Raw genomic sequence first — 24,538 nt, 5'->3', positions numbered from 1 at the left:
CATGTTGTATTGAATCAGTCCGATACACAAGGGGACGTTATATGGTGAAGAAAAGACGGTTGAAAAAAAGAATTCCTTGCATCTTCGGCAATCATCAAAGAGAGGCCTCTGAAGCCTTGTTGGACGTATGGATGCACAACCCCCATGTGTGTTATGCGCTCCTCGATCGAGACTTCCGCTTCATCCGTGTCAATGAAGCCTACGCCAAGGCCGATGGCAAAGAAGTATCGTTTTTTCCGGGCAAGAACCATTTTGACCTTTACCCGTCAGAGGCAAAATCGATTTTCGAGCAGGTCGTGGCAACAAAGCAAGTCTATGCGACTTTTTCCCGTCCCTTCACCTACGCATCCCATCCGGAACGCGGCGTCACCTACTGGGATTGGACTTTGACGCCGCTGCTTGATAAAAAAGGTGAAGTGGCGCGACTGCTATTCGTACTGATCGACCGGACAGCACGTTTCCACACGGAGCAAATCATCACCAACTTCTTTTCTCTCTCCACCGACATTTTCCTGATCATCTCCCGCGACGGTTCCATCGTCAGAAACAACGGAAAACTGCGCCTTTTTCTCGGCATCGCCGATGAGCGCGTCGCTTTCGACACCGTATTCTCCGTCGTCCCCTATGTACACCCCGATTACAACGAAAAGGCTCGGCAAACCTTCGGCCGGGCTTTTCAGGGAGAGACACTCCGAGAAGTCGAGGTGTCCTATATCTGCGCCGACGGCGCCATCCGCTGGATATCGTGGTCGCTCAGTCCTCAGATCGAGCGAGGCATTGTCTACTGTGTGGGACGGGACATCACCGAAAGAAAACGCATCGAACGGGAACTGGCAGAGTCGAACGAGAACCTGTCCACCATCCTGTCCAGCATTACGCACATGTGTTTCGCCGTCGATGCGGAGTGGCGACTCACCTATTTAAATGACGAGGCAGAGAAAATCTTTGGAAAGCCGCGCGCAGACCTATTGGGAAAAGGCCTGTGGGATTTGTACCCTTCTGTGATCGACACTGTTTTCTACAGGGAATACCACCGGGCAGTCACAGAAAAAAGCCCCCACAGTTTCGAGGCCTACTCGAGCCTGTTCAAACGCTGGTTCGGTGTCCGTCTCTACCCGACCAGCAATGGGCTGCTAATCTACTCCCGAGATATTACGGAACAAAAGGAACTGCTCAATGAAATGGCGCGCCTTGACCGCCTGAACCTGATCGGCCAGATGGCCGGCGGGATCGGCCACGAGATCCGCAACCCCATGACGACGGTGCGCGGCTTCCTGCAGCTCCTCGGTTCCAAGCACCCCGAAAGCAACGCTTATTTTGAATTGATGATTTCCGAACTCGACCGGGCGAACGCGATCATCACTGAGTTCTTGTCACTGTCGAAGACGAAACCGGGAAACCAGCAGTTACGGGATTTGAACCGATTGATCGAGACCATCTTCCCCATGCTCCAGGCGCACGCCTTCCGAAACGACAAAGAGGTGCTGTTGGAACTGACGCCCCTGCCGGAAGTGCTCATCGATGAGAAAGAGATTCTACAGGTCCTGCTCAACCTGGTGCAAAACGCCTTGGATGTCACTCAAGCAGGCGGCAAGGTGACGGTCCAGACCGTTCTTCGAGAACCGCAGTATGTCACCCTGGCCGTCTCGGACTGCGGACCGGGAATCGCGCCGGACATCGTCGATCGGATCGGCACCCCCTTTTTCACGACCAAAGCCGAAGGCACCGGTTTGGGGCTTGCCGTTTCGTACAACATCATCAACCGGCATGGCGGAAGAATCGAATTCGATACCAGTCCTCTGGGGACGACCTTTTCCGTGCATCTTCCGGCGTAATTCCTATCCGGCCCTGGCGATTCCAGGGCTTTTCTATTTCTTCCAGAGGAAGTCCACTCATCGACGGTGAATTCAAATGGAACAGAATGCCGTAATCATAACGGTAACGGGGGGCGCCCGATGCTGCGAAACTTCACCATCAGCCAACGTATCTACATCCTGACAACCCTAATCACCTTATCCCTGTTCATCATAGGCAGTGGGCTCTGGTGGGGGATCGGACACATCGCCGACATCAATGTCGGAAAGGCCCAAGACTCGATGCTGGCAGACCAGAAAGAAAAATTGCGCATGGCCGTCCATTCCATGGCCGAATTGCTGGGACAAATCGTGAAGGACGAGCCGTCGGAAGAACGGCAAAGAGAGCTGATCCGGAAGGCCGTCGCCCCTGTCCGTTTTAACGATGACGGGTCGGGCTATTATTTTGTCTACGATGATGCCGGGGGGAGCGTGGTCCATCCGCAAAGTCCGGAATTCCAGGGCACAAACCGTCTCGACGACCGGGATCCGGCCGGCAAAGCCTACATCCGCGAGTTATTGGAAAACAGCCGCACCGGCGGATTTGTCACCTATACCTTCAAAAAACCGGACAAGGGCTATGGCCAAAAACTCGCCTTCGCCCATCCGATCCCCGGCACCCGGTACTGGGTCGCATCGGGACTGGACATCGAGGACATCAACGCCAAGCGCGCCTTCATCAGCGGGCAGAATGACAAGGTGTCCCGCTCGATCTCCCTCGCCGTCACCGGCGCCTTGCTCGTCTTTTACCTCCTGCTCATCCTGCCTTTTTTGCGACACATGATCCGCAGCGTCATTGAACCGCTCCGCCGGATCACCCAGGCGACGCGGGCGATCGCCGCCGGCAATCTGGATATCACCGTCGAGGTGGCGGGAAAGGACGAACTCTCCCAACTGGGGACCACCTTTAACGACATGACGAAAAACCTGGCCGCAGCCAGGGCATCGCTGACGGCCCAGCAGGAACAATTGGAAGAACTGGTGGCGCAGCGGACGGAGGAACTCTCGGACAGCCTCCGCCAGTTGGAAGGGGCGAACGAGCAGATCGTCGAGAGCATCCACTACGCCCGGACCATCCAGCAAGCCATCCTTCCCCCCTCACGGGTGATTGCGGAGCGGCTCCGCGATCACATGGTTATCTGGCTGCCGAAAGACATCATCGCCGGCGATATCTACTGGTTTCATGCCGAGGAACAGGGCTTCCTCGTCGCGGTGGTCGATTGCACCGGACACGGCGTGCCGGGCGGGGTCATGACCATGATCGCAGCGACCACATTGGGGCGGGTTGTCAACGAGATCGGCCCGGCCGATCCGGGGCGCATCCTCGGCGAGATGAACCGGCTCGTCCGGCATACCCTGTCGCAGCACATGGAAGAGACGGAATCCAACGACGGCCTGGACATCGGTCTCTGCTACGTCTCTCCGGAGGGGCGGCTCACCTTTGCCGGCGCCAGGCTCTCCCTCTACATCGTCTCCGGCTCGGGATTAGAAGCGGAAGCAAGGGAAATCCGCGGCAACCGTGAGAGCATTGGCTACAAGACCTCGCGAACCGGTACGGTGTTCGCCAACCATGACATCGATATTGCGCCGGATATGCGCTTTTATATGACGACCGATGGCTTGCGTGACCAGGTGGGCGGCGTAAAGGGAATTCCCTTTGGCAAAACCCGGCTGCTGCAACTCCTCCAATCGTTGCAGGATCTCCCCATGGCGGCGCAAAAGGAAGCGATTCTTGAAGCATTCGCACAGTACAGGGGCAAGCAGACCCAGCGGGATGATGTGACCATGTTTGGCTTTCGGCTGTAGTTTCGCCTCCACTTGCGGCAATCTGAAAGAGAGGAACAGCGGATGAGTTTCCACTTGCATCATTTTCATGAGGAGATCAAAAAGGAAGGCATCATCTTTTGCTACAGCGGCCCCATCTCGCAAGCGACGATAGAGGGCATCGGTCAGACGCTGCGCCTGAATATGGAACTGGAAGAAGCCGGTTTTACGACGTCACAGAAGGTCTTCTCCATCTTCGTCGAACAGATGCAAAACGTCTTGAATCATTCCGTGGAAACGGTGAAGCACAGCATCGACCCCGACCAAGAACTGCGCGTCGGCATCCTCATCATCGGCCACGAAGAGGGCCACTTCTACATCTATTGCGGCAACCGCGTCAACAACAGCGATGTGGATCGACTGCGCGAGAAGATCGAGTTCCTGCGTCGCCTCGATAAGGAAGAACTGAAAGCCTTGTACAAAATGACGCGCCAGCAGAAAAAAGCCGAGCCAGAGCGCAAGGGCGCCGGACTCGGCCTGATCGAGATGGCCCGCCGAGCCGGCAAGCCGATCGAGTATTCTTTTTACCGGATCGATGAAGCCCATTCTTTCTTCTGCTTGAAAGTGGTTGCGTAAAATCTACATGGTTAAGTCATGCATGTTAAGTCATGCATGATGCGTAAAAGCAAAAATGGTTACATAAAGGAGCGAACGTTTTCATGGAAAAGCTTCTTATAGAAAAAACGCACTCCTCGCCCCATATCTTTTTTGATTCCGATGCCCATGTTCTGACGATCGAGGGGGAATCCTTCCCGGAAAACACGGCCAAGTTCTACGCGCCAGTCTTTCGGTGGCTGCAGCAGTATATCGCGGAATTACAGGATGAAGCGGCGCGCATGGAAATCGACATCGTCTACTTCAACAGCAGCACATCCAAGATCCTGTTGGACATGTTTCATTTGCTTGACGAAGCGGTGGCCAAGGGAAAGAACATCACCGTCCACTGGCGCTGCCGCGATGAAAACGAAATGGCCATCGAATGCGGGGAAGAGTTTAAAGAAGATCTGCGCAACCTGCCTTTTCATATCATCACTTACTCCGATAACGGAGAGTCGTAACCAACTCGATTGCTTGTCATCGAGGACGATTCAATAGGGTTCTGGTTGCTATTGCGTGATTATTCATAAATATTATTACAACAGCAAGCAGCAAGCAGGGAGTTGGATGGTGTGGGCGATTCTTCAGCTAAAAAAGACTACCTGGAATCCATGACGAGATATCAATTTTTATTCGAACACGCGAGGGATATCATTCTCTTTGTATCCTTAGACGGCGCCATCCTGGAGGCAAACAAAGCGGCAGAAATCGAGTACGGATATACGAGAGACGAGCTATTGCGCTTCAATATCCGTGACTTGCGCGCCCCCCAAACAGTTGATTTGCTAAACGAACAAATGAAGTTAGCCGCAAGCGAAACAGGGATCCTTTTCGAGACGGTGCATCGCAGAAAAGACGGCCGCTGTTTTCCCGTAGAGGTGAGTTCCAAGATCGCCTTGCCCGGCCTCTCACCGGTGTTGTTAAGCATCATTCGAAACATATCCGAAAGAAAGCAATTGGAGCGTCAAATCACTGAAAAGAATCAACAAATCACCGATTACCTCGCTAACCTTGAGCAAACAAATCAAGATCTGCTGATCGCCAATCAACTGAAGTCCCAGTTTCTTGCAAACTTTTCACATGAGTTGCGCACCCCACTGAACGCCATCGTCGGCTTCGCAGACATCCTCTATCAGGATGACTTCAGCACCTGCGAGGAGCGGAGGCCGCTCATCGACATCATCATCAAAAACAGTGAGCAACTGCTCTTGTTGATTCACGATGTTTTTGAAATGGCCAAAATCGATTCCGGCGAAAGCCTTGTGAAGGAGACAACGGTGTTTTCCCTTTCCCAACTGCTTCACGAGATTTATCAACAACATGTTTACCGGATTCGGAAGAAGCCGCTTGCCTTTCATGTGTTGCAGCCCGCTGCCGAAATTCAGATCCAAGGGGACTATCATCAGTTAATCAAGGTCATCGGGCGCATCATCGATAATGCGATGAAATACACCGAATCAGGTTCTATCACCGTAAGCGCCGTTGTTGAACCGGAATTTGCCAAGATACTGATTGCAGATACCGGCATCGGCATTGAAAAAGAGAATATCACGAAATTATTCAGCAAGTTTACACAAATCGACGGATCGAGCACCCGCATTCAAGGGGGTACGGGATTAGGATTGGTCATTGCGAAAGCGATCATTGAACAAATGGGCGGAACGATTGCGTTGCATAGCGACGGTTTAGGAAAAGGGACGGTTGTGACTTTGGCGCTGAAACGCGCATTCTAGATTTGGAATTTATTGGACATTTATAGATATGAAAAAAGGCCACAGTTCGTGGCCTTTTTTCATATCCCGCTAACCTGTTAATTTCCCTTGTCTTTTTGGATATCCACCTTGAGTTGTTGAAGCTGCTTTGCAAGCTCTTGATCGACCGCTTTGTCGATGGCCTGCTTTTGGCTTTCAATGATGGAGGATTTTTCATGTTCCATCTGTGTTTGGACGGCGTTCACCTGATCATCGAGTGTCGCTGTGGCCTGGTCCACCTTCGTCTTGGTATAGGCTTGTAACTCTTGGTTGATTTCATTTTTCGTGCGGTCGATGTATTGGTTCAACTTGTTGCGAGCTTCCGCTTCTTTATTCGCGATGGCTTCCGTCGCCGACTGTGTGTGCCCCGGTAAGATGCTGCTCCATACGCTGCGGATCACTTGCAGGATCTCGGTATCTGCCGAAACCGCGTAAACGGCGGTTCCAATACTCCCTACCAGGACGGCCGTTACAATGCCAACTGTAAGTTTTTTTAGAATAGTCAAACTAAATCCCCCCGAATTTTCGTTGATGGTCACGTTTAAACGTATTCGAATCGCATTCGTTTTTTTGGGGGGAATCTGAGGCGAACCTGATTTTTTAACCAGGGCTGTCCTATTGAAGATTAGACCGTAAACTGGCGGAGGCTTGCCTGCAACTCCATCGCCAGGCGAGAAAGGCTGTGACTGGAAGCGGCGATCTCTTCCATCGTCGCGGAGTGCTCTTGGGTCGCTGCGGAGACGGTTTGGGCCTGCTTCGTCGTGTCATTGCTGATTTTGGCGATATCACGAACAGAATCGGCGATCTGCTGACTTCCGCCAGTCACATGCTGGATGGCCGTGGATATTTCTCGGGTTTTTCCGGAAACCTGGGAGATCAATGTGGCAATCTCGAGCGGGTTGGCGATCACCCGGGAGATCATCCATCCAATCGCCAAGGAAACGATGACTGCCACGACGGTAATGGCGATGATCATCATTTTCGCCGCATCGCTACCGGCAAGGGCTTGCTTATTTTCCTCGTCCGCCTTTTTGCTCTTATACTCCGCCAACTCATTGAGCGATGCGTTCACTTCCATCATGAGGGGAACCGCGTTTTTGGAGAACTCAGCGTAGGCGGTGCTTTTCTGTCCACTGACGGCCAAACTCAATGCTTTTTCATGCTGAACACCATAGGCGTCCAGTTTCTTGCGAATGAGCGTGAGCTTTTGAGACTCAAAAGCATCGAGGTGGGTCGTTAAGCACGTTGTAAGCTGCTATTGTGTCCAACGAGTGAACGTGGCGTGAACGTTTGTCATCGGCGAAAAAAAGCCAAAGATGTTTGTCTCGGGCTGTCATTTGTTCGCGCATATCACAATATGCATTAAGGAATAGGGTGTTTGTTCGGTAAAAACTTTCCACTAAAGACTATTATCGCCATTACGGAATCTTCTACGATTTGGAAAGGAGCTTGCCGATGGCTGGGAAGATCAAGATGATGATCGATCAGGTGATTTCTGCTAAAGGCAAAGGGAATCCCATCTTAATGAAAAGCGCGATGCTGAAGTTCAAATTAAATGGCATTGATCCGGACAGATATTCCCTCTCTTCGCCCGATGAACATACCGTCATCGAAAAAGTGAAAAAAATCGCCCACTCACTCGGTGTCGCTATCTAAATTGAAGGGGGGTTATTTTATGAAACATATTGTATCGACGTACACGCTCAAATCATCCATCGCCGATGCCGTCAGTGAGATCCGCGGCGCAATCACTCCCGATATGCCATCTCCGAAACTGCTTATTTTCTTCGCCTCTTCGAACCATGATATGGCCTCCATCGCGAAGGAAATGGAACGCGCCTTTCCTTCCGCTATCGTCATTGGCTGCACCACAGCAGGCGAACTTGCCTCCGGGAAGGTGCTGGCAAACTCGATCGTCGCGGGCGCCTTTGATGATGTGGCCGTCCAGGACGCGCATCTCTCTGTCATCGAAAACCTCTCTGCCGGCGTTGATCTCACACCCGTTTTTGCCAGTGCCGAAGCTCATTTCCAAGCACCCTTGCTCGAATTGGACTTCAAACAATATGTGGGCATAATTCTTGTAGACGGCCTCAGCAAAGCCGAAGAATCCCTGATGGATGCCTTGCTCGGCCATACAAGCTTCTCCATCGTCGGCGGTTCAGCCGGAGATGACGGCAAATTCGAATCAACCCTGATTGCGGCCAACGGCAAGGTATACCACAACGCAGCGGTCCTGCTCATTCTGAAGTCCGGCCTTCCTTTTGAAATCGTAAAAACCCAGAGTTTCCGCATCACCGAGCACGTTCTGACAGCGAACAAGGTCGATGAAGCTAACCGCACCGTCCTCGAATTCAATGGCAAGCCCGCCGCGATTGCCTATCGCGAAGCCCTCGGCATTCCTGGCTCAGCCACATTAGAAGAGCGATTCATGAAAAACCCTGTGGGCATCGTGTTCGATAATGAACCTTTTGTTCGCAGTCCCCAAAAACTGAATGGCGACGCCATGGTGTTCTACTGCAACATTCAAGAGGGCACCGTGCTTCATATCCTCGAAAGCCAAGATATCATCGCGGATACAACCCAGACGCTCAAAGACGCCCAAGCCCAGCTCGGCGCCATCCAAGGCATGATTCAATTTAACTGCATCCTGAGGACACTTGAATTGACGCAAAAAGGCTTGGCTGATCGATATGGCCAACTGTTCTCGCCAGCGCCTCTGGTCGGATTCACCACCTATGGAGAACAACTCTTCGGGCACATCAATCAAACGGCCACGATGCTCCTGTTTGGAACTCCGGCAAGTTGATTTTCGCTCCTGGTCGGCGTGAGAAAACAGCAGCCGTATGCGCTTATGGCATACGGCTGCTGCCTTTTTGTGCAACCGACTCGTCTTCGCCTTCCGCAATCTCTTGATCAAATCCTTGTATCTTGCGGGCGATAAAATCATCGTACTCTGTCAATCGATGGGTTAGCTCGTCAAGCAGTTCTTCCCCTGTAAAGCCTTTCGTTAGCGTTTTGCGAATAATTTGCTTGATATCCTGCTCTCGAACGCTCTCCGGGGGCATCATCACCAGCTTGAGATATATTCAAGAGTATCTTCAAAAAGCGCTAAAATGTATACGCAGAAGACAGCCATTCGCAAAGGCGATGTCGGGAGGATTTTTCTTCCCATTACGAGAAAAATATGCTTTAACGCCCATAAATGTCCCTCCCTCGCTCTACATGATGAGTTGAACGTAAGCTTCACGATTTGCAGAACTATCGCAGGAACTGTCGGAGGTTTCTATGAACGATTTGATGCAGCGACTGGAAGCGTACAGGGTAGAACAAAAGATCACTTCCAAAGGGAAACTCGCTGTTGTGTTGTTTGTATCCAGACTAGCCAGGGAAAAAGGGCTTCCCCTTGATGCGAACGAGCTGATCACGGACAAGGGTCAGGTGCATGGTTTAGGCAAGGCGGTTGTCCAGAAGATCCTGGCCGATTACGGGATCACGCGCGTCCTGGCGAAAGAAGGCGGTCGAACGAGCCGCGGCAGCATGGATACGATACGACGGTATGTGAAGTTTCTAAATGATTTGCATCAGGAGAACCTTGCCGATACGGAGGCGATCGAAGCCTGGTGGATTCAGCAAGTACCGAAATATGTCTCCGTTGAAACGGTTCCCCCCTTGGTATTGAAATATGATGCGGGAAAATCCCTGCGCTCAATGATCCGGGACTTGCTGGAGCAAGCGGAAAAGCGACAACGAGACCATCCCGGATCGGTCTATGCCAGCGCCGTCCTCCAACATCTGATTGCAACGACCGTCAAGCTCGCCCTTCCGAATGCTGAGATTGCCCAGTCTTTCTCCATTGCCGATGAGCAACCAGGCCGAAGCGGCGACCTTCTCATCGGTCATGTGTCACTCCACGTCTCCACATCCCCCAGCGAGGCGTTGATCCGAACATGCAAGGCTGAATTGGATTCGGGAAAAAGGCCGATCATTATCACGGTTTCCCGGCAAGCCCCCGTGGCCGAAGCGTTGGCGGAGTACATGGGTTTGGAAGAGCGAATTGACATCTGGGATGTCGAGCAGTTTATTTCAGCGAATTTGCACGAAATCAATCAATTTGAACCATCTCGATATAATGCATCTTTGAACAACTTCGTTACCGAGTACAACAACATGGTTCTCGGGTACGAGACAGATATCCGTATCCGTTTTAAAAACCGTTAATCACGTTAATCATGTTAATCGCGTTCATCGCGTTCATCGATGGCTGGAATCGGCAATAGAAAAAACCGCGCAGGGAGTGCTTTCCGATGAAACCACTATTGGACATCATCCACAGCGAGCTGACCGATGATTGGAGCGAAAAAAACAAGCAAGCCTTTCTGTCCCTCTTTGGCGCCAACGGCGGCCGCTACCCGGACAAAGCGAGAAAGTCAGTGGAAGTCCGCGCGCCCGGTTTCAACAAGGGCTCGACCGGCGTGCCTTTTTCCGGCCTTATTCATCCATCCAATCCTGATTCCGGCGCGTACGGCGGGATGAGTTTTGTCCTCTTCCCGGTGGAAGACGCGCCTTGCCTGGTGGCACTCGTGGTAGGCACGCAGGGATTAAGCCCCGATGAAGAGGTGCTGTCCCGGCCCGGTCACGGGCGCAAGGTGGCGGCCATCTGCCGCTGGCTCAACCGCTCGGTCGGCAAGGGGCAGATGGTGGCCTGGGCCAAGCAGGAGCCGGTCCGCACCGACTTGGACGTGCCCGAAGGCATCCGCAGGATGTTTCCGGCCTACCGGTCCGTCTTTGACCGCTACGGCAAGGTGATTTACGGTTTTTATGCGCCGACGACAGAGCATCAGGAAACGGAAAGGGCGCTCAAGGCCTTTTTGGATCTCTTTTTCTCCGAACGAGGGCAGTATCCCTTAAAGGCGGCGGAAGCCGAGGCGGAGCGGATTCGCGGCGACTACTTTGCCCATCTCATGCCCGATGCCGCTGAGGAGGAAGTCCGGCAGTTGCTGGCCGAGCGCCGCTTTGTCATCCTCCAGGGACCGCCGGGAACAGGCAAGACGCGGATGGCCCTGCGCCTGAAAGAGGAGGCCTATGACGGACGCGGCATGACCGTCCAGTTTCACGCCAACACAACCTATGAACAATTCGTCGGCGGCCTCGCGCCGGTGGAGTCCGACGGAGCCATCGGCCTTCAGTTTGCGCCCCGGAAAGGTTTTCTCATGGAGGCGGCGGAGACGGCCCAGGGGGCCTTCGCGAACGGGGAAAAGCCGTTCCTGTTGCATATCGATGAGATCAACCGGGCCGATTTGGCCAAAGTCCTCGGTGAGGCGATTTATCTGCTGGAAGCGCAAGCGGAGACGCCGCGCCGGCTCTCTCTCCCCTACGATTTCGGCGCGCCTTTTGGCCGGGAACTGTCGCTCCCCGAGAATCTACATATCCTCGGCACGATGAACAGCGCCGACCGGAGCATCGCCATCGTCGATGTGGCCGTGCGCCGGCGCTTCGCCTTTGTGAAGCTCTGGCCGCAGTACCGCGTCGTCGAGAGCCAGTCCGGTCCGCTGATGAAAAAAGCCTTCATCGATCTCCTGTCCATCTTCGTCGAGTACGCCAGTGACGACGCCTTGGCCCTCGTGCCCGGTCACTCCTATTTTCTTGAAGCGGATGATCAGCGGGCGGCGCAAAAACTGCGCACCAACCTGGCGCCGCTGTTGGAGGAGTATCTGGCCCAGGGCTATGTGGCCGGTTTTGAAGAGGCCATCCGTTCCTATCTACAATGGGTGGAGAGCCTATGAGCCGGACGGGCGCTCGGGCCGGCAAATCGCCCCTGCGGCCGGTGGAGGCCGGCGATAAGGTCTGTTTTGCCGTCGATGATTCGTCAGCAGTGCGGCTTCCCGCTGATTTTTTGCTGCGCGGGGGCGCGCCACGCGATCCGCAACCGATGACGGCGCGCCTGGCCCACCAGTTCGTGCGCATCAACCAGGGGCTGCTCCGCAACTTTGGCATCAGCGCCGATGTAGGCTACGATGGCGGGGAGGTGGAACTGCGCCTGCAAACGGGCAGCCGCGTGGGCGCGATCCCGCTGTTGTCGCCCACCAGCGGCAAGCCCGACTACGGCCTGGTGGTGCAGCCCCGCTTTGACTGGCCCGGCATCGGTCCCATGCTGGCCCGGATGGGCTGGCGCGTCATTCCCGAACCGCTGCGCCTGCCCATGCTTCCCCGCTCTGACCGGAAGGTGCCGCCGTGGGTGCTGTCGACGATGGTGCTCTTTCGCATTCGCGCCATGTTGGAACGGCTACAACGGCGGTTTACGATCGGCGAAGCGGAACTGACGGCGCCAAGGGGGACCGTCGACTGGGGGCGCTACGCCCGGACCAAAGTGCCCACCGGTCGATGGTTGGAGGTCCCTTGCCGCTTTCCGGACTTGCGCGATGATGCCGCGTTGTTGGGCGCCCTGCATTTTACCCTGCGCCGTCAACTGGCCAGCCTGGAGAGCCAGCGGGCCACGGGGACGGTGGTGCTTCCGCTGATCGCCCTCTGCCAGTGCCTGCTCGATCGGGTGCGTCATGTGCCGCCCCGCCGTCCGACCGACCGCGACCGGTTGCTCTGGCTGCGTGCACCCTTGCAGACCGAAGTCTTTCGCGACGGACTGCGGGCGATGGAGTGGACCATCGATGAACGGGGACTGGCCGGTCTCGCCGAACATACCGGTCTTCCCTGGGTGATGTCGATGGATGCCTTTTTTGAAGCCTGGTGCGAATATGTGGTGACGGAATTGGCGCGCTACTACGGGGGGCGGGTCCGTGCCGGCCGGCTACGGGAGACGGTGACACCGCTGCTCTGGGAACCGCCCTTTACCGGCTCGCAGCGCTTTTTGATGCCCGATCTGGTATTGGAGCGGGACGATGAGACAATCATCATTGACGCCAAGTACAAGAGCCACTGGGAAGAGTTGAACCAAGAACGCTGGTTTGACCTGGAGACCACCGTTCGGGAGCGCCACCGGAACGACTTGTTGCAGGTGCTTGCTTATACAACGTCTTATACAACGAAGCGAGTGACCGCCTGCCTGCTCTATCCCTGCCGGAAGGCGACGTGGGACTCGTTGCGGCAGCGAGGTCGACTCGTTCATCAGGCCGGGTTGCATGCAGGGGTTCGGGAGGTGCGGTTGTTGCTGGCGGCAGTGCCGTTTGATGCGGAGGTGGATGGGGTGGTTGGGGAGATTGGGAGGGCGGTTATACAACATTAGGATGCGAAGACTATTTAATTAACAATCGTAGTCATTCGGTTTCCCTTAACTTAATTTCATTTATGTCCAAACGAAAAACAGTTTGTCGATGTGACAAACTGTTTTGCTTACGACCGTAATTAAATCTTTCAATCAAAAAACGGACCCATAAGAAGAAAAAGACCTACCGTCTAGAGAGTAGTTTTTCTGCATAATCATCTGTACTCAAACCATTCTTGCTTTGATTTATACTTTGTAAGCTTATACTCCGCTTCGAATAAAGAACGCTGGATTTCTTTTATGTTACTATTAGTTGGTGCCTCAAAACCAAACGCACTTGTTTCTTGGATAGTAGGGACAAAAAATGCTTCAACTAAATTGCTTACTTTATTATTAGTAGTTTTGTCCCAAAACCTTGCTTCAAGTCTGATATCATATTTTAAGTCTTTATATTTACACTGAATAAGCTTTGTATCCGCCAAATCCTGGCACAAAAGTAATATCTCTTCGGTACGAGATATGAATTTTTGCATTTTTTCATAAATATTTTTGTCTACGTCAATAATATTTCCATCTTTTTTTCTCAATTCTGAAGTCAAAATTTATTTAACACCTCAATAAGTTTATTTCGATTGACCGGAGTAACTGAGTTAAGATTCATCTCTTTTTCTAATCCCGAACTTAAATCCCAGTAACTGATAGTTTCTAATGTAGTCGGCCAAGTACCTTCTAATCTAAACTCATTAATAAGTCCAAGAAGAACAGCCACCTCATCTTTCATGTTATTTGGTGCTCCAAACGTTGGAATAGATATATTATTTTTACTTCTATCAATAACGTACGGAAAAGGGATTTCTATGCCACGGCGGTTGCTATTCAAATAACTAGCGTCTATTACTATAGTCCCTCTAAAAAAAAGGCTTTTAATTATGTAATTCGGGTCATGACTTTTAGCAATTCCGTCAAAATTGGTGACAAACTTAACAGCGAGGGCATTGTTTTTTTCTCTCGATAGGTAATCAATGAATGGACGATATGATTTTTTCATATATACTTCATCAATTAGAGCGAGTGCATCTCGAATAGCAAAGGCGTATCGTCTACTTCTATCGGAATCTGTACTTTCTGGATATCTAAAAAACATTCTAAAGTAGTGGTATATTGAATTTAATCTCACTTACATCCTCCTTATGCTTAAACCTTAGAACTTATTACTCTCTTTAAAGTTAGTTCATATAACCCAAATTTTTCGTCACCACATGTATTCTACTTCTATCTACCAACACTTCTATTAAGAATTATATCTCTTGCTTTATTAAAACCTTGATTTGACGTTAAGCCACTAAAAATTGACCCTACTTGCCAATCATCTGATCTAACTTTTGAGCAAGATATTATTTTCGAAAAACGTTCTACAGTAGCATCTCCATAACCAAGTTCAATAATTAAATCATGCAATATTTTATGTATTGCATTAACACCCGTTGTTTTTTGCAAATAGTATCCTTGGTCGTAGAACGTTTTTGAATACTCAAACATATCTTCATTAATAGCTTCTTTGAAACAATTTCCCCATTTTTGCCTAACAATATCCCATGCTTTATTTATAAAATTTGCTAACTCTTCAGCCTTTATTTCAGCAAAGTTTATTAATATGTCTTTTTCTTCAAGATGTATATAGTCTTCCCTCTTTACAAACCCCTCAGCAATAATATTTATAGATTCGACAAAAGCGCGTACTCCAATAATTCCTGATGAACTCAAGTCATTATTAAAATCAAATTGAATAGCTTTGTGCCATACAGAATTAGTAGTTTTTTCGTTAAGGTAAAACGCTGTTTTTACAGATATATGTTCTGATATATTTTCAATTTCTTTTTGATTAATTAATTCATAATTGTAATTCGCTAATAAGGTTAGGTCTGTTTTAATGCGTTTTGCAAAAGAATTTATATCTCTAAAAACATCTACTTCTACATCCCTTTTATTAGGCTCAGTTACTAAAACTATTACGTTTAATAAAAAATCATTTAATTCAGTTTTAATCTTAGCAGCTTCTTCAAGGCCTTTAATTCTATGCTGACCATCTACTATACGAAACTCTTTTTCATCAGTACGTATTGCAAGTTTCCATTTGTATCCATCTTCTATTAATAGACTATAAATATAATCGCTATTTGCACTAAGTATAATAGAAGTGGGTAGAAGAAGGTTGTCCTCTAAAATTTTTTTCTTTATGTTACTATAATGCCGTCGATTTAGTTTTCTTTGATATCCATAAATATCTTCTCCGTATACCAAAACTTTACTAATTTTATTAATAACATCAAATGGTAAAACACAGCTTAAGTACTCTTGATTATTTTGTCTGTATTTGAATACTGAAGTAATATATTCTTTCATTGATTTACCTCCCATATCCTAAGTCAATTAAACTGCTAATTAAATCACTGTTTAGAGTTAATACTTCATTGTAAAGAATATGTTTGATGTTCTTTTTATTATTGACTCTCTGAATTTCTTTATTCATTTCATTAAAAAAAGTAATAAACTCTATATCACAGGCCTCCGTCACATGTTCAGTACACGTTTTTAAATCGCCTTTAAATAAATTAGTAGCCACTACCGCCAATATATAATTTCTGTTCTCTATAATATCAGCGTGTCTGCACATAAGTTCTGTTATTATAGAATTATACTCAACAATGATGTCATACTTGTCTACATCAAGAAAGATTTCTTCCGACTTCACATATTTAATAAGCCAAATTACAAGTTCATTCAAATTGACATCATGTTTCTTTTTTAACGAAACATTAATGTAGCTAATAAATAAAGAGTTGATAAAATTGTTAATAACATCAACATACGTTTTTTCAATAATTTGAGTATTGCTTTTTATTTTAATCCATTCTAAGTAAATGTTTTCTAATACCATTATGTCAAAAGAACTATTTCTTAAGTTTATGAAGGATGTCAGCGGTTCAGAATTATCACAAAAAGTTAGATAACTAAAATCTAAATCATCGGTCAGGATTTCTTGATTTCCAAATTCTTTAAATGTATTTTCATATAAATAAAGTAATAAGCTAATTAGTTTATCAAAGCTATACGGCACTTTTAAAAGCTGTTTAAACCGTTCCCCATACGTAGTGTGTATTTTATCCATAAAGATTATTTTTTTTGCATTTTCATGATAATTTCTATTGGCTTCCCTTAAAGACAACAATAAGCGTTCTATTTCATCAAGAAGATTTCCGACATGATTCATCGTTATTTGAACTGTGCCTTTTGTTGGGTAGTGTGAATAATTTTTATAGAAAATACCGTGATCGATATCCCCCCAAGCTGACTCAATTTTACTTTTTATCTGCAGCTCAAAACCATATTTCTCTCTAAATACTCCTTTGATATTAAAAATAGGTAAACCATTTTGCATTTTCTTAGGCTGCTTTTCCAGATCTTTGAACGTAATATCTTGTAGTTCAAGCTTATGTTCTTTTATTAATTCGTATACTGATTTACAATCCTTTTTTAATTCTGTAATAATCTTAACGCCGATTATGTCTTCAAAGTTCAAAAGATAATTAATGATTTCTTGTTTTTTTTCCTCAATATCACTAATATTACTAAGACTATATTTTTCTATCACTTGAAGACCAATGCTTTTACGAATAAACTTCTCAAATAAACTGTAATCTTCTTTTATCCTAGCACCAAAATCATAATAGGCAACCTCATGAACGGAGTTCTGATATACTAATTCATATTGTTTATCGTACCTATTCAAAATACTTTTTAATTCCGATATAATATCTTTTTGTACATTAGTTAACTCTGTAATACAGTTTTCTTGAAAGACCTTTGTAATTCCTTCAATTATTTCTATTTTGTTACTGAAGTCCACTGCTGAACACCTCTTTAAACCTATTCGCTACCAACAAAATAACTCCTTTCTAAGATCATTCTTCTAAATACTTCGACACAAACCGTGCTTTTCCTTTTTATTGGTTTCATGTTATTTTATTCCCAACGAGTTCGCAAATTTTCGAACATACATTCCAATCACAAACAATACTAAAGAGGGACTACTCATATAGGTAGTCCCTCTTACCATTTAATTAATACTCATTCGGCAGCATCTTCAACTGCGCCAAACTAAACACTGGCCCATCGAGACAAACAAAGCAACTCCCGATGTTGCACCGCCCGCACTTCCCGATGCCGCACTTCATGCGCATTTCCAGGGTGGTGATGACGTTCTCCGGCTTGAAACCCAGCTTGTTGAGAACGCCCAGGGTGAATTTAATCATGATCGGCGGGCCACAGAGGATGCAGACCGTGTTCTCCGGGCTCGGGTGCAACTGCTCGATGAAGGCGGGGACGAAGCCCACGTTCCCCTTCCAGTTGTCGTCGCCCTTATCGACGGTGACGGAGACCTTGAAGTCGGGCACTTTCGGCCAGGTCTCGAAGAGGTCGTATTTGAAGACCAGGTCGTCATAGGTGCGGGCGCCGTAGATCAGGTGCAGGTTACCGTAGTCCTCCCGGTGGTCCACACAGTAGCGGACGACAGAGCGGACGGGCGCGAGGCCGATGCCGCCGCCGATGAAGAGGACGTTCTTCCCTTTCATCGCTTCCATGTCGAAACCGTTGCCGTAAGGCCCCCGGATGCCGACGGTCTGGCCTTCGCAGATTTCGTGGAGTTGCTCCGTGAGCAGGCCCACTTTTTTTATGGAGATTTGCAGGTGGTCGGGCGCGTCGGTGGCTGAGAACATGGCCTCGCCGACACCGGCCAGGGAGAGCATGGCCAGCTGGCCCGGCCCGGTGCGAAAGGGCGCGACCGGCTGGCCGTCTTCGCCGATGGTGGAGACGCAGAAGGTCTTCACATCAGATGTCTCTTCGATGATCCGGGTCACCCGCGCCTTCATGGGCACCAGCGGGTTGATGCGTTTCACATCGTCCAATGTCGCCACAGGCTGGGGATTCGCGGCGTTCACGTTATTCGTCGGATTAGCCATCGATCTTCGCCTCCCTCACCTGCTGGATCACGTCGGTGATCTCCAGGTTGACGGGGCATTTGGCGATGCAGCGCCCGCAACCGGTGCATTGGAGTTTGCCGTAACGTTCGGGGAAGTAGCGGAGTTTATGCATGAAGCGCTGGCGGACGCGCTCCTTTTTCGAGGGGCGCGGGTTGTGGCCGCCGGCCATCAAGGCGTACTCGGCGTACATGCAGGTGTCCCAGCACTTGATTTTGACGCCGCAGTGGGCGTTGCGCTTCTTGTCAGAGATGTCGAAGCAGTGGCAGGTGGGGCAGATATAGGCGCAGGCGCCGCAGTTGAGGCACTTGCGGCTGAAGGCGTCCCAGAGGGGATGGTCGAACATGTGTTGCAGCTTCTCGGTGATGCCCTCGGCGTCGACCTTCAGGACGAAGTCGCCTGTCGGCAGGGGGGCTTTGTTCGATTCGACGAGCAGGCCGGCGGCTGCCAGGGCGCTCACCAGCGCCTCCCCTTTGGCCGTCCGGGCCACGATGCCGTAGGCGTCGCCCAGGTCGAAAAGCTGGGCGTCCGAGGCTTCATGCTCGGCCGGGTTGACGCCCATGGCATAGCAGAAGCAGTCCGGGCCGGGGGTGACGCAACCCAGGGTGACCAGGGTGGCCTCCTCCCGCTTCTTGGCGTAGTAGTCGTCCACATAGCCGCGGGTCAGGAAGACATCGTCGAGGCAGAGGATGCCCTGCATGTCACAGGAGCGCAGACCGAAGAGGATCTGGGGGCCCACCGACGGGTCGACAGGCGTGAACTCGCCGTCGATGCCGTAGGCGCTGTATTCATAGATCTTTTCCGTCGCCGGAAAGAGAGCTTCCTTGGGGCTCATGACAGTGTTGGCGCCGAGTTGGACCTCCCGGTCGGGGCCGTAGGGCGCGAAGCGGGAGACGCTGGCGACGACCGAGGGGACCCAGAGGGTGGCTTGCTTCGCCAGGGTGTCCAGTACCGCCGTCAGTTTGTCTTTGGGAAAGGCTTTCAACAATGCTGCACCTGCCTTCCGTTTACCTTAGAAGAACGCATCGCTGCGAAAAATCGTTACATAAACTCTTCCGGGTCATCGAGCTTGAAGGCGCCCAGCGGCGGCTTTTCCTCCGGCTTGACGCCGGCGTCATAGGGGCCGAAGAGTTCGTTCAGGTCGCCGATCAGCTTGCGGTTCATGGCCATGATCGGGATGTCCATGGGGCAGACGCGCTCACACTCGCCGCATTCGACACAGCGGCCGGCGACGTGCATGGCCCGGGTGATGCCGAAAAAGGCGTTGTCCGTCGGCGTGGCCGCCTTGTTGACCCAGTTCTTTTTATCGGAATCGAAGATGCACTCGCGGCAGTTGCAGGCCGGGCAGATGTTGCGGCAGGCGTAGCAGCGGATGCACTTTTCGTTTTGGGCTTGCCAGAAGGCGGAGCGCTCGTCGGGGCTCATCTTCTCGATGGCCTCCACCTGGGCGAAGCGGTCCGCCTGTTTGCTGCCGACGCCGCGCCCTTTCGCGGCCTCAGCGGTCGCGCCGGAGGGCGCGGCGCTGGGCTCGGTCGTGACGGTGACCCCGCCGATGGTCCGGTCAGCCAGGACCGGGTTCGGGTAGCGGCATTCGAGGCACTTGGCCAGGAGGGGCAGTTCCTGCGCCTGGCGGTGGTCGGTGACCGCGCCTTTGTCGCCCATCCCCGGGCAGGGGACTCCGATGACGAGGACGTTTTCGCGCTTTAATTGGTTGTCCTGGACGAGGCGGACGATGCCGCGGCTGTCACAGCCCTTGACGAAGATGGCGATCTTGTCCTGGCTGTCGCGAAAATCCAAGAGCAGGCCCGTCAGGTTGTTGACGGCGAATTCGTCATAACAGAGCTGGTCGGCTTCTTCCGGCTTCGTGATGAAGACCGGCGGGGTCAGGTACCAGCGGCTGCCCTTGGTCCAGCCGAAGACACCCTTCACTTCGCCGGAGGCGAGCAGGTCCCGGGCGAGGTCGCCCATCTCCTGGGTCAGTTTCGCGTTAATTTCGCGCATGTTGTCGCTCATACCTCCTCCCTCAGCTTCCGGTTCGGCCCGAGGGCCTTCACCTCTTCCGCCATCTGGGTGACCACGTCGCGGAACTTGGGCGCTTCCGCCCCCGAGATCCAGCGGGCCTGGAAGCGGCGCGGGTCGATGCCGGAGAATTCGAGGAGTCGCTGGAAGAGCAGGAAGCGGCGGCGGGTGAAGTAGTTGCCGGTGGCGTAGTGGCAGTCGCCAGGATGGCAGCCGGCCACGAGGACGCCGTCAGCGCCTTTTTGAAAGGCCCGCAGCACGAACTGGGGGTTGGCCCGGCCCGAGCAGGGGACCCGGACAAGTTTCACGTTCGGGGGGTATTGCATCCGCGAGAGGCCGGCCAGGTCGGCGCCGGCGTAGGTGCACCAGTTGCAGGCGAAGCCGACGATGTTGGGCTCCCAATTGGGATCGGGTTGCCCCGCCGCGTTCACTTTTTTCTCATCTACCGCTGACACAGGGCATCCACCTCCGCGAGAATTTGGTCGTTGCTGAAGCCCTTGAGGTTCATGGCGCTGGAGGGGCAGGCGACGGAGCAAGCGCCGCAACCCTGGCAGAGGCCCTGGTTGACGCTGGAGACCTGGCGCTCGCGCGTGCCGCCGTGGACCCGCTCGCTGATCCTCTTCAGTTCAATCGCCTTGTAGGGGCAGATGGAGACGCAGAGGCCGCAGCCGGAGCAGTAGGCTTCGTCACAGCGGGCCGTCTGGGCTTCCGCCGTCAGTTCCTTTTTCGAGAGGAGGCCCGCCGCCTTGACGGCTGCCGCCGAGGCTTGGGCGACCGAGTCGGGGATGTCTTTCGGCCCCTGGCAAGCGCCGGCGAGGAAGATGCCGGCCGTGTGGGTCTCCACCGGGCGGAGCTTGGGATGGGCTTCCGTGAACCAGCCGTGCTGGTCATAGGAGATGCCGAGGGTGCGGGCCAGGTCTTTGGCGTCCTGCTGCGGATCCATGCCGGCGGCCAGGACGACCAGGTCGGCCTCGATTTCGACGGGACGGCCGAGCAGGGAGTCTTCGCCGCGCACGATCAATTTGTCGCCGACCTGGAAGATCTTCGAGACGCGGCCCCGGACGTACTGGGCGTCATACTCGTTCTGGGCGCGGGTGTAGAACTCTTCGTAGTTCTTGCCGGCCGTGCGCACATCCATATAGAAGATGTAGGACTTGGACGTCGGGATCTTCTCTTTGATCAGCGTGGCGTGCTTGGCCACGTACATGCAACAGGCCCGGGAGCAGTAGGAGCGGCCCTTCGCCTCGTCGCGGGAGCCGACACACTTGATGAAGACGATTTTTTCAGGAACTTTGCCGTCAGAGGGGCGCTTGATCTTGCCCATGGTGGGGCCGGAGGCGTTCATCAGGCGCTCTAAGTGCAGGCCCGTGATCACGTCGGGGATGCGGCCGGCGCCGTACTCCTCATACTTGGAGATATCGAACTGTTCAAAACCGGTGGCGACGACGATAGAGCCGAAACGCTCGACGATGAGCTCGTCTTTTTGTTCAAAGTCGACGGCGCCGGTGGGGCAGACTTTTTTGCAGACGCCGCACTTGCCCTCTACAAGGAAGCGGCAGTTTTTCGCGTCGATGACGGGCTTGTTCGGCACCGCCTGGGGGAAGGGCACATAGATGGCCTTGCGCGTGCCCAGGTTCATCTCAAACTCCGAGGCGACCTTTTTCGGGCACTTTTCCGAGCAGAGGCCGCAGCCGGTGCATTTGTCCACGTCCACATAGCGGGCCTTCTTGCGGATGGTCACATCGAAGTTGCCGACGAAGCCGTCGACGGCCTGCACCTCGGCATAGGTGACGATCTCGATGTTGGGGTGCTGGGCCGCCTCGACCATCTTCGGCGTCAGGATGCAGGCCGAGCAGTCGAGGGTCGGGAAGGTCTTGTCGACCTGGGCCATTTTGCCGCCCATGGAGTGCTCCCGGTCTAACAGGGTCACCGGGTAGCCGGCGTCGGCGATGTCGATGGCCGCTTGGATGCCGGCGATGCCGGCGCCGATGACGAGGGCCCGCTTGGTCACGGGGATGGTCGTCGAAAAGAGGGGCTCGTTTTGGGCCACCTTGGCGACGCCCATGCGGGTAATGTCGATGGACTTGTCAGTCCCCTTCGTCTTGTCGGCGTGGACCCAAGAGCACTGCTCCCGGATGTTGACCTGTTCCACCATATAAGGGTTCATGCCGGCCCGCTCGGCGCACTTGCGGAAGGTCGGCTCGTGCATGCGCGGGGAGCAGGCGGCGACGACGTAGCCGTCCAGGTTGTGTTCGCGGATGGCCTCCTGGATCATCACCTGGCCCGGTTCGGCGCACATATACTTGTAGTCGCAGGCGAAGACGACGCCGGGAAAATCTTTGGCGGTTTCGGCGACTTTGGCGCAGTCAACCGTGTTGGCGATGTTGGTGCCGCAATGACAGACGAAAACCCCGATTCGTTTCACGCCGTTTCCCTCCTCACCGCTCCGCCGGGGCCGGGGCAGCCGGTTTTTTGATCAGGGCCGTCGCCTCTGTAAAGTGGCGGTTGATGCCCAGTTCTTCCGCAGGCAGGCCGAAGGCCGCGCCCATCAGTTCCGTAAAATAGTAGATCGGCAGGCCGAGTTCCATGCCGAGGACCTTCTCCGCCTCTTTCTGGCGCATATCCAGGTTGGAGGTGCAGAGCGGGCAGGGTGTGGCAATGCAGTCGGCGCCGGCTAACTTTGCATATTTGAGCACTTGGGCGGTCATGCCCACCGCCGCGTAGGGGCGGGTGATGGCGAGGCTGCCGCCGCAGCACTCGGTCTTGTAGGCCCAGTCGACGGGGGTCGCGCCCAAGGCGCTTATCAGGCGGTCCATCATCATCGGGTTTTCCGGGCTGTCGATGGCCAGTTCGGCGGGCTTCACCAGCAGGCAGCCGTAGTAGCAGGCGACTTTCAGGCCGTTGAGGGGCTTGACGACGGCCTTCTGGAGCGTCTCGGGATCCAGGTCGTTGGCGAAGACCTCCAAGAGCGCCCGGGCCTTGGCCGTGCCTTTGATCTCCATCTCGATGACCTCGGCCACTTCGCGGCGCTCCGCTTCGTCAGCGACGGCCCGTTCGGAGGCCTTCATCCGCTGGTAGCAGGCGGCGCAAGGGATGGCGATATCGGTGAGCCCCGCTTGCTCGGCCAGGGCGAGGTTGCGCGCCGGCAAGGCGATGCTGAGCAGGTGGTCGCGGTTGTGGGCCGACGAGGCGCCACAGCAGTTCCAGTCCGGGATTTCGACGAGTTCGATGCCGAGGCGGCGGGCGACGGCTTTCGTCGACAGGCCGTATTCGATGCCGGTGCCGCTGGCGGAGCAGCCGGGGTAGAGTCCGTATCTCACTTGTTGCCACCTCGCTTCTTCTTGACGTTGGCGAAGATGCGGGCCACCGCGTCCGGGTTCTGATTTTTATGGGGCAGGATGCTCAGCTTGCCCTGGCTTAAGAGGCCCGGCGCATGAATAGCGTCCTTGAAGATTTGGCGGGAGAGGATGTTGAAGCGGGCCATCAGCCCCACCTCGTGCAGGCGTCCATTGCTCTGCACCGATTGCAGGAACAGGTCGTGGAAGAGGTCAGCCTCCTGGTCGGAAACGAGGCCCTGGTTTTTCGCTTCGATGCGCAACGCCTCCATCACCTTGGCTGGGTCGACCTGGCGCGGGCAGCGGCTGGAGCAGGTCTCACAGCCGGCGCAGGCCCAGATGCTGTAGGTGTGAAGGGCTTCCTGAATGAGGCCTGCCTGGACCATCCGGATGATCTGGCGGACAGTGTGTTCCATGGCGAACGCCGCCGGGCATCCCGCTGAACACTTGCCGCACTGGTAGCAAAGGGAGATGTCCGCGCCATAGGCCTCTTTCAAGCGGTCACGAAAGCCCTGGCTGGACACCACCGTCGTGGAGAGTTGGACCGGTCCCATAAAACGACCTCCCGTCGGTTTGAAGAATGAGCCACATAAAAAAAACCAGGCGGACTCGCCTTGTATACATAATACATGCGAGTTGCTGGAACCGAAGCTCTTGACAAAGGTGACACTTCAGTGATGACACTTGTTTGATGGTTGATTCGATGCTCGGCGCAGTTTTCCCTCTAATCTGAAAGTAATCTTTTTCACTAAGTCGGTGATGCATTATATGTGGGCACTCGGTATCACAATACCTTCATTTTATACCATGTCTATAGTAGAAACAAGAATGCCGATTGCATCTTTTGGATGTCCCTTATTTCCAATCGACAGTCCGTCCATGCAGCGCTCTGCGGTGACGCAACACG

At 52.6% G+C, this 24,538-nt stretch carries 23 protein-coding genes and 1 pseudogene; 10 read left to right on the top strand and 14 right to left on the bottom strand.

The annotated features are described in order from the left end of the window. The first annotated feature begins 41 nt into the window (after window positions 1-41). The 5 genes from GTO91_RS04165 (at window position 42) to GTO91_RS04145 (ending at window position 6,007) form a co-directional block, all read left to right on the top strand. Window positions 42-1,835 (top strand): PAS domain-containing protein, encoded by a 1,794-nt coding sequence (locus GTO91_RS04165; protein ID WP_161255310.1) that lies wholly within the window; start codon window positions 42-44, stop codon window positions 1,833-1,835. Between the two features lie 120 nt (window positions 1,836-1,955). After that, entirely contained in the window at window positions 1,956-3,659 is a 1,704-nt protein-coding gene (locus GTO91_RS04160; RefSeq protein ID WP_161255307.1) for a cache domain-containing protein, read from the top strand. Window positions 3,660-3,701: 42 nt separating this feature from the next. Further along, window positions 3,702-4,253 (top strand): SiaB family protein kinase, encoded by a 552-nt coding sequence (locus tag GTO91_RS04155; protein ID WP_161255304.1) that lies wholly within the window; start codon window positions 3,702-3,704, stop codon window positions 4,251-4,253. A gap of 83 nt (window positions 4,254-4,336) precedes the next feature. Further along, on the top strand, window positions 4,337-4,735 hold the full coding sequence (locus GTO91_RS04150; protein ID WP_161255301.1) for a DUF1987 domain-containing protein: 399 nt from the start codon (window positions 4,337-4,339) through the stop codon (window positions 4,733-4,735). 111 nt (window positions 4,736-4,846) lie between these two features. Then, a complete protein-coding gene (locus GTO91_RS04145) occupies window positions 4,847-6,007 on the top strand; it encodes a sensor histidine kinase (RefSeq protein WP_161255298.1) in 1,161 nt (386 codons plus the stop codon). 77 nt (window positions 6,008-6,084) lie between these two features. Here the strand turns inward: GTO91_RS04145 and GTO91_RS04140 are convergent, their stop codons facing one another. Then, window positions 6,085-6,531: a hypothetical protein gene (locus tag GTO91_RS04140; RefSeq protein WP_161255295.1), complete on the bottom strand. Its 447-nt coding sequence runs from the start codon at window positions 6,529-6,531 to the stop codon at window positions 6,085-6,087. 119 nt (window positions 6,532-6,650) lie between these two features. Next, window positions 6,651-7,247 (bottom strand): annotated as a pseudogene (locus GTO91_RS17960) (MCP four helix bundle domain-containing protein); the annotation flags it as partial. Between the two features lie 233 nt (window positions 7,248-7,480). Here GTO91_RS17960 and GTO91_RS04130 point away from each other — a divergent pair. Next, complete coding sequence (locus tag GTO91_RS04130; protein ID WP_161255292.1) at window positions 7,481-7,681, top strand: hypothetical protein; 201 nt, start codon at window positions 7,481-7,483, stop codon at window positions 7,679-7,681. Between the two features lie 19 nt (window positions 7,682-7,700). Further along, window positions 7,701-8,831, top strand: coding sequence for an FIST signal transduction protein (locus GTO91_RS04125; protein ID WP_161255288.1), 1,131 nt, complete (start codon window positions 7,701-7,703; stop codon window positions 8,829-8,831). 43 nt (window positions 8,832-8,874) lie between these two features. Here the strand turns inward: GTO91_RS04125 and GTO91_RS04120 are convergent, their stop codons facing one another. After that, entirely contained in the window at window positions 8,875-9,093 is a 219-nt protein-coding gene (locus GTO91_RS04120; RefSeq protein ID WP_161255285.1) for a hypothetical protein, read from the bottom strand. 217 nt (window positions 9,094-9,310) lie between these two features. On the opposite strand from GTO91_RS04120, the gene GTO91_RS04115 reads away from it, so the two are divergent. From GTO91_RS04115 to GTO91_RS04105, 3 genes are all read left to right on the top strand, one after another. Next, window positions 9,311-10,243, top strand: coding sequence for a DUF4928 family protein (locus GTO91_RS04115; RefSeq protein ID WP_161255282.1), 933 nt, complete (start codon window positions 9,311-9,313; stop codon window positions 10,241-10,243). A gap of 86 nt (window positions 10,244-10,329) precedes the next feature. Next, window positions 10,330-11,808, top strand: coding sequence for an McrB family protein (locus tag GTO91_RS04110; RefSeq protein WP_161255279.1), 1,479 nt, complete (start codon window positions 10,330-10,332; stop codon window positions 11,806-11,808). Next, on the top strand, window positions 11,805-13,262 hold the full coding sequence (locus GTO91_RS04105; protein ID WP_161255277.1) for a 5-methylcytosine restriction system specificity protein McrC: 1,458 nt from the start codon (window positions 11,805-11,807) through the stop codon (window positions 13,260-13,262). The genes GTO91_RS04110 and GTO91_RS04105 overlap by 4 nt, the downstream gene beginning before the upstream one ends. A 194-nt stretch (window positions 13,263-13,456) precedes the next feature. On the opposite strand, the gene GTO91_RS04100 is transcribed toward GTO91_RS04105, so the two are convergent. The 11 genes from GTO91_RS04100 to GTO91_RS04050 form a co-directional block, all read right to left on the bottom strand. Continuing rightward, a complete protein-coding gene (locus GTO91_RS04100; RefSeq protein WP_161255274.1) occupies window positions 13,457-13,840 on the bottom strand; it encodes a hypothetical protein in 384 nt (127 codons plus the stop codon). Next, window positions 13,837-14,418 (bottom strand): hypothetical protein, encoded by a 582-nt coding sequence (locus GTO91_RS04095; protein WP_161255271.1) that lies wholly within the window; start codon window positions 14,416-14,418, stop codon window positions 13,837-13,839. The genes GTO91_RS04100 and GTO91_RS04095 overlap by 4 nt, the downstream gene beginning before the upstream one ends. A gap of 95 nt (window positions 14,419-14,513) precedes the next feature. Further along, a complete protein-coding gene (locus GTO91_RS04090; RefSeq protein WP_161255268.1) occupies window positions 14,514-15,644 on the bottom strand; it encodes a DGQHR domain-containing protein in 1,131 nt (376 codons plus the stop codon). 4 nt (window positions 15,645-15,648) lie between these two features. Continuing rightward, window positions 15,649-17,148 (bottom strand): hypothetical protein, encoded by a 1,500-nt coding sequence (locus GTO91_RS04085; RefSeq protein ID WP_161255265.1) that lies wholly within the window; start codon window positions 17,146-17,148, stop codon window positions 15,649-15,651. 214 nt (window positions 17,149-17,362) lie between these two features. Beyond that, window positions 17,363-18,259: an FAD/NAD(P)-binding protein gene (locus tag GTO91_RS04080; protein WP_161255262.1), complete on the bottom strand. Its 897-nt coding sequence runs from the start codon at window positions 18,257-18,259 to the stop codon at window positions 17,363-17,365. After that, the gene (locus tag GTO91_RS04075) at window positions 18,252-19,265 is read right to left on the bottom strand and encodes a 4Fe-4S dicluster domain-containing protein (RefSeq protein WP_161255258.1); all 1,014 of its coding nucleotides are present in this window, start codon (window positions 19,263-19,265) and stop codon (window positions 18,252-18,254) included. Before GTO91_RS04075 ends, GTO91_RS04080 begins: the two co-directional genes overlap by 8 nt. Before the next feature lie 53 nt (window positions 19,266-19,318). Then, the gene (locus tag GTO91_RS04070) at window positions 19,319-20,278 is read right to left on the bottom strand and encodes a 4Fe-4S dicluster domain-containing protein (protein ID WP_235919102.1); all 960 of its coding nucleotides are present in this window, start codon (window positions 20,276-20,278) and stop codon (window positions 19,319-19,321) included. 8 nt (window positions 20,279-20,286) lie between these two features. Continuing rightward, window positions 20,287-20,751 carry a hydrogenase iron-sulfur subunit gene (locus GTO91_RS04065; protein WP_161255251.1) on the bottom strand — a complete coding sequence of 155 codons (465 nt, stop codon included), beginning with the start codon at window positions 20,749-20,751 and terminating at the stop codon, window positions 20,287-20,289. Further along, the gene (locus GTO91_RS04060; protein ID WP_161255248.1) at window positions 20,739-22,721 is read right to left on the bottom strand and encodes a 4Fe-4S binding protein; all 1,983 of its coding nucleotides are present in this window, start codon (window positions 22,719-22,721) and stop codon (window positions 20,739-20,741) included. Before GTO91_RS04060 ends, GTO91_RS04065 begins: the two co-directional genes overlap by 13 nt. Window positions 22,722-22,734: 13 nt before the next feature. Further along, the gene (locus GTO91_RS18580; RefSeq protein ID WP_161255245.1) at window positions 22,735-23,616 is read right to left on the bottom strand and encodes a CoB--CoM heterodisulfide reductase iron-sulfur subunit B family protein; all 882 of its coding nucleotides are present in this window, start codon (window positions 23,614-23,616) and stop codon (window positions 22,735-22,737) included. Next, a complete protein-coding gene (locus GTO91_RS04050) occupies window positions 23,613-24,185 on the bottom strand; it encodes a 4Fe-4S dicluster domain-containing protein (RefSeq protein ID WP_161255243.1) in 573 nt (190 codons plus the stop codon). The genes GTO91_RS18580 and GTO91_RS04050 overlap by 4 nt, the downstream gene beginning before the upstream one ends. Between the last annotated feature and the right edge of the window lie 353 nt (window positions 24,186-24,538).

This window comes from Heliomicrobium undosum (assembly GCF_009877425.1).
Classification (GTDB): Bacteria; Bacillota; Desulfitobacteriia; order Heliobacteriales; family Heliobacteriaceae; genus Heliomicrobium; species Heliomicrobium undosum.
The sequence above is the reverse complement of the archived record's forward strand: the minus strand, read 5'-3'. Positions and strand labels throughout refer to the sequence as shown.

Bases quoted from the DNA above. Each gene is read 5' to 3' on its own strand.
- GTO91_RS04165 (WP_161255310.1), top strand. From the start codon at position 42: ATGGTGAAGAAAAGACGGTTGAAAAAAAGAATTCCTTGCATCTTCGGC.
- GTO91_RS04120 (WP_161255285.1), bottom strand. From the start codon at position 9,093: ATGATGCCCCCGGAGAGCGTTCGAGAGCAGGATATCAAGCAAATTATT.
- GTO91_RS04155 (WP_161255304.1), top strand. From the start codon at position 3,702: ATGAGTTTCCACTTGCATCATTTTCATGAGGAGATCAAAAAGGAAGGC.
- GTO91_RS04105 (WP_161255277.1), top strand. From the start codon at position 11,805: ATGAGCCGGACGGGCGCTCGGGCCGGCAAATCGCCCCTGCGGCCGGTG.
- GTO91_RS04125 (WP_161255288.1), top strand. From the start codon at position 7,701: ATGAAACATATTGTATCGACGTACACGCTCAAATCATCCATCGCCGAT.
- GTO91_RS04130 (WP_161255292.1), top strand. From the start codon at position 7,481: ATGGCTGGGAAGATCAAGATGATGATCGATCAGGTGATTTCTGCTAAA.
- GTO91_RS04080 (WP_161255262.1), bottom strand. From the start codon at position 18,259: ATGGCTAATCCGACGAATAACGTGAACGCCGCGAATCCCCAGCCTGTG.
- GTO91_RS04150 (WP_161255301.1), top strand. From the start codon at position 4,337: ATGGAAAAGCTTCTTATAGAAAAAACGCACTCCTCGCCCCATATCTTT.
- GTO91_RS04090 (WP_161255268.1), bottom strand. From the start codon at position 15,644: ATGAAAGAATATATTACTTCAGTATTCAAATACAGACAAAATAATCAA.
- GTO91_RS04050 (WP_161255243.1), bottom strand. From the start codon at position 24,185: ATGGGACCGGTCCAACTCTCCACGACGGTGGTGTCCAGCCAGGGCTTT.
- GTO91_RS04115 (WP_161255282.1), top strand. From the start codon at position 9,311: ATGAACGATTTGATGCAGCGACTGGAAGCGTACAGGGTAGAACAAAAG.
- GTO91_RS04110 (WP_161255279.1), top strand. From the start codon at position 10,330: ATGAAACCACTATTGGACATCATCCACAGCGAGCTGACCGATGATTGG.
- GTO91_RS04160 (WP_161255307.1), top strand. From the start codon at position 1,956: ATGCTGCGAAACTTCACCATCAGCCAACGTATCTACATCCTGACAACC.
- GTO91_RS04070 (WP_235919102.1), bottom strand. From the start codon at position 20,278: ATGCGCGAAATTAACGCGAAACTGACCCAGGAGATGGGCGACCTCGCC.